General features: G+C 49.8%; 11 protein-coding genes. 1 reads left to right on the top strand and 10 read right to left on the bottom strand.

Translation table 11 applies throughout. From position 1 onward, the window contains the following. Window positions 1-531: 531 nt before the first annotated feature. Window positions 532-924 (bottom strand): 30S ribosomal protein S9, encoded by a 393-nt coding sequence (gene rpsI, locus D0Y50_RS03170; RefSeq protein WP_117315464.1) that lies wholly within the window; start codon window positions 922-924, stop codon window positions 532-534. A gap of 12 nt (window positions 925-936) precedes the next feature. Then, window positions 937-1,365 (bottom strand): 50S ribosomal protein L13, encoded by a 429-nt coding sequence (gene rplM, locus D0Y50_RS03165; RefSeq protein ID WP_108565428.1) that lies wholly within the window; start codon window positions 1,363-1,365, stop codon window positions 937-939. Window positions 1,366-1,638: 273 nt separating this feature from the next. Between rplM and D0Y50_RS03160 the strand changes: the two genes are divergently transcribed. Beyond that, entirely contained in the window at window positions 1,639-2,538 is a 900-nt protein-coding gene (locus tag D0Y50_RS03160; protein ID WP_147318221.1) for a hypothetical protein, read from the top strand. Here D0Y50_RS03160 and mazG read toward each other — a convergent pair. The 8 genes from mazG to recJ all read right to left on the bottom strand — a co-directional run bounded on the left by mazG (window position 2,507) and on the right by recJ (window position 10,773). Continuing rightward, on the bottom strand, window positions 2,507-3,328 hold the full coding sequence (mazG, locus tag D0Y50_RS03155) for a nucleoside triphosphate pyrophosphohydrolase (RefSeq protein ID WP_218023557.1): 822 nt from the start codon (window positions 3,326-3,328) through the stop codon (window positions 2,507-2,509). The two genes, D0Y50_RS03160 and mazG, sit on opposite strands and share 32 nt — an antisense overlap. Continuing rightward, window positions 3,306-5,480 (bottom strand): GTP diphosphokinase, encoded by a 2,175-nt coding sequence (gene relA, locus D0Y50_RS03150; protein ID WP_108565431.1) that lies wholly within the window; start codon window positions 5,478-5,480, stop codon window positions 3,306-3,308. The genes mazG and relA overlap by 23 nt, the downstream gene beginning before the upstream one ends. A gap of 6 nt (window positions 5,481-5,486) precedes the next feature. After that, window positions 5,487-6,842 carry a TRAM domain-containing protein gene (locus D0Y50_RS03145; RefSeq protein ID WP_117315458.1) on the bottom strand — a complete coding sequence of 452 codons (1,356 nt, stop codon included), beginning with the start codon at window positions 6,840-6,842 and terminating at the stop codon, window positions 5,487-5,489. An 18-nt stretch (window positions 6,843-6,860) separates the two neighbouring features. Beyond that, a complete protein-coding gene (gene acpS / locus D0Y50_RS03140; RefSeq protein ID WP_108565433.1) occupies window positions 6,861-7,238 on the bottom strand; it encodes a holo-ACP synthase in 378 nt (125 codons plus the stop codon). A gap of 2 nt (window positions 7,239-7,240) precedes the next feature. After that, complete coding sequence (gene pdxJ, locus D0Y50_RS03135) at window positions 7,241-7,990, bottom strand: pyridoxine 5'-phosphate synthase (RefSeq protein WP_108565434.1); 750 nt, start codon at window positions 7,988-7,990, stop codon at window positions 7,241-7,243. Window positions 7,991-8,055: 65 nt separating this feature from the next. After that, on the bottom strand, window positions 8,056-8,745 hold the full coding sequence (gene recO / locus D0Y50_RS03130; protein ID WP_117315456.1) for a DNA repair protein RecO: 690 nt from the start codon (window positions 8,743-8,745) through the stop codon (window positions 8,056-8,058). A 35-nt stretch (window positions 8,746-8,780) separates the two neighbouring features. Next, complete coding sequence (locus tag D0Y50_RS03125; RefSeq protein ID WP_108565436.1) at window positions 8,781-9,056, bottom strand: hypothetical protein; 276 nt, start codon at window positions 9,054-9,056, stop codon at window positions 8,781-8,783. Continuing rightward, window positions 9,046-10,773, bottom strand: a complete 1,728-nt coding sequence (recJ, locus tag D0Y50_RS03120; RefSeq protein ID WP_176582445.1) for a single-stranded-DNA-specific exonuclease RecJ — start codon at window positions 10,771-10,773, stop codon at window positions 9,046-9,048. Before recJ ends, D0Y50_RS03125 begins: the two co-directional genes overlap by 11 nt. Window positions 10,774-10,798 lie beyond the last annotated feature (25 nt).

Below are 10,798 nucleotides of genomic sequence, written 5' to 3'. Positions count from 1 at the left end.
CCGCCATACAAGGTCACAGTACTATGTCACAGTACTATGTCACAGCACTATGTCACAGCGACCGCCGTGAGCGGTTATTCCTGACGAATAACCACCGCCCGGGAATTGCCATATCCGGTCCGGTGCAGCGCGTTTATGTAATAGGCCGCCCCCCTATCCGATGAAGCTAGTGCGAACAAAACATTGCTGGTTTCCTATCGGCTCAATATACGTACCCGCATTGGCAGGTTTTCTCTCCCACCGTATATGTACCGGTCAGCGTCGCCATTGTTGCAAGGTATTACCCCTGGCCGGCTAAATAGGATATGCAAACAGCCACAGCATATTTACGCGCAGGCAACCATCATACTTAACCGGCCGCTAAATAGCTGAATTCTTTTTAAAAAGATAGGCCATAAAAAGCGTAATGCAAATAGGCGAAGGGATTTTGCGCAGACTTAATGTAAGGTTGTTGGGTGTGCCGTAGACACAACAATATGGCAGGCATAAAAAAACCCGGCATACGCCGGGTTTTTGCATAAAGCGTAAAAATTAACGCTTTGAGAATTGTGGACGCTTACGCGCTTTGTGCAGACCCACTTTCTTACGTTCAACGCGACGGTCATCACGAGTAACGAAGCCTGCTTTACGCAGAGATGGGCGCAGGGTCTCGTCATACTCCATAAGAGCACGAGTCAGACCTTGACGAATTGCACCTGCTTGACCGTTTGAACCACCACCTGCAACAGTGATGTAAACGTCAAACTTTTCAGTTAGTTCTACAAGTTCTAGTGGTTGACGAACCACCATGCACTCGGTTTCACGACCAAAGTACTCGTCAAGAGCACGTTTGTTTACTGTGATGTTACCTGTACCTGGACGCAGGAACACACGAGCAGTAGAACTTTTGCGGCGGCCAGTGCCGTAGTATTGAGTATCTGCCATGTCAGTTGCTCCTTAGATGTCCAAAACTTGTGGTTGCTGTGCTGCGTGAGCGTGTTCGCCACCAGCGTAAACTTTCATTTTACGGAACATTGCACGGCCCAGAGGACCTTTTGGCAGCATTCCTTTAACTGCTTTCTCAAGTACCATTTCTGGCTTGTGAGCAATCAGTTTTTCAAAGTTTGTCTCTTTCAGACCACCAGGATATCCAGTGTGCGAGTAATACATCTTACCCAGTGCTTTATTACCGGTTACAGTAATTTTTTCAGCATTGATTACGATGATGTAATCGCCAGTGTCTACGTGTGGCGTGTACTCTGGCTTATGCTTACCGCGCAGACGGCGCGCAATTTCAGAAGCCAAGCGGCCTAATGTTTTGTCTGTGGCGTCAACCACGTACCAGTCACGTTGTACCGTTTCTGGCTTAGCAACAAAAGTTTTCATTTAAATTCACCCGAAAAAAAATCGTCGTTACTGATTTCTTAATATGAAATCACCTGTAAAACCAATCTATTGACCCCTTCGAGTCTATTGATTCTTCCACCTTCCCAAAGGTGGGTGTAACTGGGCAGGGCGCGAATTATACAGGTTTTGAACAAAAAGCGAACCCCTGAAGTCAAGAAAATTCAAAGGAATTGTACTGTACAAAAAACTGGCAAAGTTTATACATTAGTCTAACTTTATAAGTTGATAAGAAGAATGATCACTTATGTGCACATGAACCGAACATTTATTATCGGCGTGCTGATGTTGCTATCGGCCCCACTCTACAGCGAGACGTTAACCTATACGACCTCCTTCGCCGGGTCTGAGTATGGTAAATACCACATTGCCGTATTGCGGGCGGCTATCGCCGAAACGCAGGATACCCATGGGGAAATGCAGGTGCGCCGACACGTGCTGCCGATGACCCAAAGCAGGCAAGTGGTCACGCTGCTTAAAGGTCAGGGAGATGTCATGTGGAGTGTGACTAGCGATGCTCTTGAGCAGCGACTTTTGCCTGTACGGTTTCCTTTGCTACAGGGATTCGGAGGCTACCGGGTATTTGTTATACATAAAAACATGCAGCCATTTTTTCAGCCTACACAAAGCCTGGCGCATATTCGTAACCTGGTTTCTGTACAGGGCGAAGACTGGCCGGATTTCGCCATTTTAAAAGATAACCAATTTAAGGTAGCGGGCTCAGGATGGACTAATTGGTACACCACCATGTACAAAAGCCTGGAGCGCGGCATGGTGGATTATTTTCCCCGCAATATTGTCGAAGTACACCGAGACATGGAATACCATAAAAACCCCCATCTGGTGATTGAACAAAACCACATGCTGGTTTACCCCAGCTATGAGTTCTTCTTTGTGTCGCCCGCTCGTCCGGAACTACAAAAACGGTTGGAAGAAGGCATGGTAAGACTGTTAGAAAATGGCAAACTTTCTGAGCTGTTCAGACAAAACAGCGAACACCGTAAAGCGTTGAAACTTCTGGATGACAGTCCCAGAGTAATTCATCGCCTGCACAATAATGTACTTAGCTATTCGCTTAAATATCCCAACTGGGAAGCCACGCCACAACAGTCTTTAGATGAATTCAGGCGCTTGCAGCAGCACGCTGGGCTTTAACTTCCTGCCACAGAGCTTCCAGTTCGGGCAATGACATCGCTGCTAATGATTGCTGATTTGCCTGGGCAAGCGATTCAACCTGATTAAAACGCCGGGCAAATTTGTGACTGGCTTTTCTTAACGCGGTATCGGCATCCACGTTGCAGTGGCGGGCCAGGTTAACCATAGCAAACAATGCATCGCCAATTTCTTCTTCCACTTTTTGTGCATCTACGGTGGCAGCATTGAGCTCTTGAGCGACTTCTTCAACTTCTTCTTTCACTTTGGCCAATACCGGTTGCGGGCTATCCCAATCAAACCCCACTCTGGCACAACGCTTTTGCAGCTTCTGCGCATACATCAGCGCTGGCATTCCCACCGGCACATCATCCAATATGCCCGCTGCTTGCCCTTTCGCCTGTTTTTCAGCAGCTTTGATGGCTTCCCACTGTTGTTCAACCTGCTCGGCGGACACATTATTATCGCCAAATACGTGGGGGTGGCGACGTACCATTTTGTCACTGATGGCGCCGGCAATGTCATTGAAATCAAACTCGCCCTGCTCTTTACCCAGTTGAGCATAAAATACGACCTGAAATAGCAAGTCTCCTAATTCGTCGCGAATGTCTTGCGGCGTACTATGCTCAATAGCATCGACGACTTCGTAGGCTTCTTCCAGCGTATAGCGGGTTAGTGATTGCATCGTTTGTTGCTGGTCCCACGGACATCCGCTAACCGGATCGCGTAATTGTTCCATAATTGCTAACAAGCGCGCCAGATTATCCATTTCAGTTGGCCTTACGTTTGACATCTACCACTCCTTTTAATTGGGCTAAGCGGTCTATCACTTTGGTTAGGGTATGCAAATCAGGTACCTCCACTGAAATACTAATAAGCGCAGTTTGCCGGGGCTTGTCGCTTAAACTGTTTACCCCCAGCAAGGCGACTTTGTCGTTGGCCAACACGGTGGTAATGTCACGTATCAGGCCATCTCGATCAGTACAAAACACATCGATACTGGTTTCAAACCCAACATTTAAAGATGATGACCAATTAACATCTATCAAACGCTCTGGATGCGCTTCGCTTAAATGTTGCAACTGCTCACAACTGGCCTTATGCACACTCACCCCCCGGCCCTGGGTGATATATCCCATAATGGGCTCACCGGGTACCGGTTTACAGCAGTTAGCTAGCTGGCTCATTAAGTGGCCCACGCCCTCTACCACCACCGTGTCGTTCTTGCCCGTGGCGCCGGCAGTTTTACGGGTTTTAACTTTCGGGCTGATTTCCGGCTCCGGTTCTACCGGGTCATAGAGATGCTGCAGATAATGAACCACTGACATTACGCGCAAATCACCGGCACCAATCGCCGCATGCAAGTCTTCCAGATGCTGTACATTGAACTTGGCACAGGCATTAACCGCTTCTTTAACCGCTATATGAGCCCGATGTAACTCGCGCTCCAGTAACTCCTTGCCAGCTTGCTGGTTTTTTTCTTTGTCCTGCTTTTTAAAAAATGAATGGATCGTGGCACGGGCTCGCGAGGAGTGCACATAACCCAGCCCTGGGTGCATCCAGTCGCGGCTTGGGTTCAACGCTTTACCTGTATGAATCTCGACCTGATCGCCACTATGCAACTGGTAGGTAAATGGCACGATGCGGCCGTTTACTTTGGCACCAATACAGCGGTGGCCCACATTGCTATGTACATAATAAGCAAAATCTAACGGGGTAGAACCTTGCGGCAAATCAATGACATCTCCTTTAGGCGTAAAAACATACACCCTGTCATCAAATACCTGACTACGTAATTCTTCAACCAAATCGCCCGACTCAGCTACTTCTTCCTGCCATTGCAAGATGCGGCGTAGCCAGTTGATACGCTCATCGTAGCCTGAGGTTTTACCGGCTGAACCTTCTTTATATTTCCAGTGCGCGGCCACACCAAGCTCAGCGTCCTGATGCATTTTGTGAGTACGTATCTGAATTTCGACCGGCTTGCCTTCAGGCCCCTCTATCACGGTATGAATAGACTGGTAGCCATTTGCTTTGGGAGTAGCGATGTAATCATCAAACTCTTTGGGTAAATGGCGGTAACTGGCATGCACAGCCCCCAAAGCTGCGTAACAGTCCTGCAGCCGTTCAGCGATAATACGCACCGCCCGGATATCGAACAGCTGCTCGAACGTCAGGCGCTTTTTCTGCATCTTTTTCCAGATGCTGTAAATATGCTTAGGGCGGCCGTGCACTTCAGCCTTAATTTGTTCGTTATCTACCAAAGATTGCAAATGGTCGACTACATCCTGAATATAGCGGGCACGCTCTTTACGTTTGCCATCCAGTTGCTGAGCAATTTGCTTGTAGGTAAGCGGATGTAAATAACGAAAGGCTAAATCTTCCAGCTCCCATTTAAGCTGGCCTATGCCTAAGCGGTTAGCCAGAGGGGCGTAAATACTGGCGCATTCCCGGGCCACCATTACCCGGGTTTCTTCATCGGCTTTTTTGACTTGCTGCAGGGCGCATATCCGCTCGGCCATCTTAATGACCACCGCGCGCACATCTTCCACCATCGCCAACAGCATCCGTCTGATGTTATCTATGTGCTGTTCATCACTGGCTTGCTGACTTCCAGAGCGCCGGGCGTGTAAGGCTTTGATCGCATCCATCCGGCGAACGCCAATAATGAGCTGGGCGATTTCCTCGCCGAACTCACTTTGCATATCCGTTTCGGTAAGTTTGTGCTGTTCGCAATAGGGATAAACCAGCGCCGCTTGCAGGGTAACATCATCCATATTCAGCTGATGTAAAATCTCGACCATTTCCTGGCCCACCAGCAACCGTTCAGGTTGGTGCGAAATATCCCGCAACTTTTGTTTGGTGCTATTGCTTAGCGACAGGCTATCGAGCCATTTTTCAAAGGGCGGCCGGTCGGGTTCATGTACTTTTCGTGTTGATACCATAAAACATCAACTCGCTTTTTTGGTGGGTCGTGCCTGGAACGTGAATAACGCCATGACTTCCAGATGTCGGGTGTAGGGGAACATTTCTATCAATCCTATTTTTTCGACGGTATACCCGGCCTCCAACAAATAGCCGGCATCGCGGGTAAAACTGCTCGGATTGCAAGAAACATACAAAACCTGCTCAACCGGCGCGCCCGCAAGGGCCTGACATACTGTTGAAGCGCCCTCGCGGGAGGGATCCAAAACCATTTTGTCAAAATTAACTGCCAGTGCACCCTGCACTGCAGCAGCATCATTTAAATCCAGTTGACACCAGTCTATAGACGCGATGCCCTGTTCCTGTGCATTCGCCTGCCCTTTATGCACCATAGCGGCCACCCCCTCCACGGCTTGCACCTGCGCGCAACGACGAGCCAGTGACAAACTGAAATTTCCCAGGCCGGCAAACCAGTCGGCTATCACATCGTGGGGTTGCGGATCCAGCCAGTGCATTGCCTGAGCTATCATCGCCTGGTTAACCTGACGATTAACCTGCACAAAATCTTGCGGTGCCGGGGTTAAGTATAAATCATCTTCAGTATAGCAGCGTAGCGTTGCATGGTGGTGCAATAAGCGCTGTTGGCCGTGGCTATCTTCAAGCACCACATTACACCCATGTTCAACACCAAAATCTTGCCAGGCGTTTAACATGGCATCGCTGAGATCCCGGCTGGTATTAATACTTACCTCAACTACGTTATCGCCGGCTAAAAGATGCAAGTGACCAAGATGCCGGCTATTGGCAAACGCGTTAAGCAACGTTTTTAGCGGTTTAATAAGCTGCTGTAATTCGCTGACTAATACCGGACACTGGGGGATGTCCACAATATTTTTACTACCTTGTTGCCGGTATCCCAGACGCACTTGGCCGGGTTGGCGCCCGTCAATCGCCAGCCGGGCTTTACGCCGATAGGCGGGCCGCGGGCCAGTCAAAGGTGGCTGCCACGGTAAATCGGTTAACTTAAGCTGGTGTCGCCAGTAGTCGGCCATGGCTTGCTGGCGTTCCTGCAAGGCATAGTCTGGGTCTGCATGCTGTAACTGACATCCACCACACTGCTGATAGACCGGACAAAAAGGTTGGCGACGGTAGGGACTTCCCTGCGTCACTTGCTTGACCGACGCGCGGGCCATTTGCTTTTGGCTAGAGGTTATCTTTGCCTTTACTTGTTCGCCGGGTAACGCCCCTTCAACAAACAATATCGGCTTATGCCCACGGCATACCCCCACCCCGTTCATATCTAAGGCATCCACTGTAACCGGTGTAATGGCTTTGGTAGACGCGGCGGCGGTTTTTCTCGCCGGCTTGTAGAAACTGACCATAGTTATATTCGCAAGTTGTTAGTTTTCCAGGATGACTGTGGCCACCGCGTAGTGCTGCTCGTCAGAAATCGAAACATGGCTATGTATAATGCCACGCGCCGTACACTGGCTGGCAAAGCCATCGCTAAAGATTAAATAAGGCGCGCCGCCAGGATGGTTCAGCACTTGGATGTGCTGCCAGCCCACTCCGTTACCAATACCCGTACCCAGGGCCTTGACCGCCGCCTCCTTAGCTGCAAACCGTTTTGCCAGATATCGCGCAGGCTCTTTATGCACGTTATAAAAGGCTAACTCTTCACGGGTTAAGATACGCTGCGCTAATTTGCCACTACGCTCAAGCTGCGCAGCAATCCGGGCTATCTCTACGATGTCTGTGCCCATTCCAATAATGGCCATCGTTAACGTTCTATCAGGCTGCTTAAACGTGCTTCCTGCATTAATTTGCGCATATCAGCCACGGCCGTATGCAAGCCATCAAATGCTGCCCGGGCAATAATGGCATGGCCAATGTTCAGCTCAATTATTTCGCCGATAGCCGCCACTGGCTTAACATTATGATAGTGCAAACCATGTCCGGCATTCACCTTTATTCCGGCTTGGTGAGCATAGGCTATACCGTCTTTTAAACGGGCCAGTTCTGCCATCGCCTGCGCTTCGCTGACCGCATCTGCGTATTGTCCGGTATGAATTTCAATGAATGGGGCTTGGCACTGAAACGCAGCATCAATTTGATTTTTGTCGGCATCAATAAACAAAGAAACCAGAATACCCGCCTCAGCTAACTGCCCGCATGCGGCTTTAATCTGAGGCAAATTACCCGCTACATCTAGGCCACCTTCGGTAGTTAGCTCTTGGCGCTTTTCGGGTACCAAACAACAGAAAGTTGGTTTGACCTGCTCAGCAATGGCAAGCATTTCGTCGGTGACGGCCATTTCCAGGTTTAGTCGGGTATTTATGGTTTGCGCAAGAAGATGCACATCACGATCTTTGATATGCCGCCGATCTTCTCGCAAATGTACGGTGATACCATCGGCACCGGCACGCTCGGCAATATCGGCGGCGTGAACCGGATCAGGATAAGACGTGCCACGTGCATTACGCAAAGTAGCGATGTGGTCAATATTAACGCCTAGAAAAATCTCGTTCATGGTCACTTTGGGTTATTGAAAAGACTGCTTTTCAGTGTACCAAAAATCTAACCGGGTAGCAGATTTTAGCGAAATAATTCACGGCTTTTAAGCGGTTTACCACCCAGCAGCGGCAGCAGAGCCTGCCGCGAAATCAGTTTGCCCGCCTGGCGCGCAGCATTACTCCATTCCCCCTGGGCCATGGCCAGTACCGCATGGCCAGGAAAGCTATGCTTTTCGCCTGGCTGGCGAGCCAACACAATGCCTAATTCCTGGGCAAATTTATACCATTGCTCCGGCTCAATAGCAGCTCCGGTAGTGGCATCGCTAAACCAGTCGGGTAGCTGGCCCATTTCATCAAGCAGCGCAAACTCAAACTCGCGCAGCGGTACATCCGGGGTTGCGGTGCTCACCAGCGCCTCTAAAGTTTGCTGGTAATAGCTGAATAAACTTTCACTGGCTAAGCCAGCGGGCATAACGCGGCTTACCAGTTCATTGACATACATTGCGCAGAACAGTGCTTTACCCTGTAATAATACCGACCGCCCAGCACTTTCTATTTGCGCCAGATTTTTCAATTCAGACTTACCAGAAAGTACTACCGAGACAGGGCCAAACGGTTGCAGCAGACTCTTTCGGTCGCCTTTACTGTTTTTGACGCCTTTGGCTACCGCCCTCACTACACCGGCTTCCAGGGTAAAAAAGTCAACCAGGTAGCTGGTTTCACGATACGCCCTGCGGTGTAACACAAAGGCTTGTAACCAATTGGCTTTCATTGTTCTACCTGCTCTGACATACCCGCGTTATCGGCTTAAGCGCGTTTAATCCGCACCACTTTCATCTGTTCAAAGCTCACCCCGGCAATTTCTTCACTATGCGCGTAGTAGGTCAGGTTCACACTGGCCCCTTTAAGGGATTGATAGCGCTGCTTGCGACGATAGACAAAGGGCACGTCATAGCCTTGTAACATGAGGGTATGGCGAATCCAGTCACCATCATCACGCTGCACATGCGACACCACTTTCCCGCATTCAAAGTGGTTTAATTTACGATGACGACCGGTAAGTTTTTTCGGATCAGTGTCCATGTGGGGCAAGCTCCTGTATCAGTAATTGCACGGTTTCACGCCCTCTAAATACATTTACATCCAACTGGTAAGCCAGCTCTACGCGCGTTATCGATTCATCTGGCCATACGTTTGTATCAACGTTGAAGGCAATAGCATCGACTTCCTGCCCGCCGTTTACCCGCAGCGCCAGTTTCAGATGTTGACCTTTCAACAACCGCTGGTGCACCACCTCAAAAACCCCATCAAATAAAGGAGCTTCAAATCCCTGTCCAAACGGTACCGCCTGGCGCAGTAAACGGGCCAGCGGGAGCGTAACTTCATCATCGCTTAGTTCGCCATCGGTCATGATGGTGTCCTGAACCCCGGCGGTCGCTAAATGGCGGCTGACAACCTGATAAAAAAGTGCCTCAAAGGTTTCTAGGGCAGTCACCGGCAAGGATAACCCGGCAGCCATAGCATGGCCGCCAAACTTAGGAATAAGCCCCGGCTGCTGGGCATTAATTTCTTCCAGTACATCGCGAATGTGTACCCCTGGCACGGAACGGGCAGAGCCTTTGATGACGTGTTCGTCCTGATGAGCAAAAGCAATAGCCGGCCGTTTGTATTTTTCTTTCATCCGGCCTGCCACAATGCCAATGACCCCTTGGTGAAAGTCTTTATTATAAAGCACCAGGGCTGGCGGCATACTGGCTTGTTCAAGGGTGATTGCAGCAATAGCCTGTTCGGCTTCTTGCTTCATTTCACTTTCAATAGACTTACGCTGCTGGTTTAGCTGGTCCAGCTCGCTGGCCATGAAGCGTGCCTGCATTGGGTCTTCACACAACAAACATTCTATACCCAGTGCCATGTCGTCCAACCGGCCTGCCGCATTTAACCTGGGGCCAGCTACGAAGCCCAAATCAGTGGCGGTGATATGGGCTAACTCTTTACCTGCCACTTCAAACAGCGCTTTAATACCGGGACGACATTTCCCGGCCCGGATACGCTGCAAACCCTGATGCACTAAAATACGGTTATTTTTATCCAGTACGACGACATCCGCTACCGTGCCCACGGCAACAATATCGAGCAAATCAGCCAGGTTGGGGGCGCGTCGTTCAACCGTATCAAACCAGTTTTTAGCCTGTAACCGGGCTCTTATAGCCAGCATCAGGTAAAATGCCACGCCTACCCCTGCAAGATGTTTTGATAAAAATTCACAGCCAGGTTGGTTAGGATTTACTATCGCATCAGCATTTGGTAGCTGTGCGCCAGGTAAGTGATGATCGGTAACAATTACGGTGGCACCACGGGCTTTAGCACGCGCCACACCGGGCAGACAAGCAATGCCGTTGTCTACCGTTACAATAACCTGCGCCCCTTCATCACAGGCAATATCTACAATTTGTTCACTGAGACCATAGCCAAAATCAAACCGGTTGGGGACCAGATAAGAGATCTCTTGTAAGCCCATCTGGCGTAGCGCTAACATACAAATTGCGGTACTGGTGGCCCCGTCGGCATCAAAGTCGCCAACAATGACTACCTTTTGTTGCTTTTCGATAGCCTCGCACATTAGCTGAGCCGCTTGTTCAATACCGGTCAGTTGCTGGTAATGGTGTAAGCCTTGAGCTGTGGTTTCCAATTCTTCAAGGCTGGTAATAGCGCGGCCGCGGTAAACCCGGTCCAGCACAGGGTGAAGAGTATTACATAGAGGCGCAGCGCTGATTGTGCGCCGGACGATTGGCAGTCCCATAGGGCGATATCACCTTAGCATTGAC

Origin of the sequence: Salinimonas sediminis (assembly GCF_003429285.1) — a bacterium.
GTDB classification, from domain to species: domain Bacteria; phylum Pseudomonadota; class Gammaproteobacteria; order Enterobacterales; family Alteromonadaceae; genus Alteromonas; species Alteromonas indica.
This window is presented reverse-complemented; position numbering and strand designations above follow the sequence as displayed.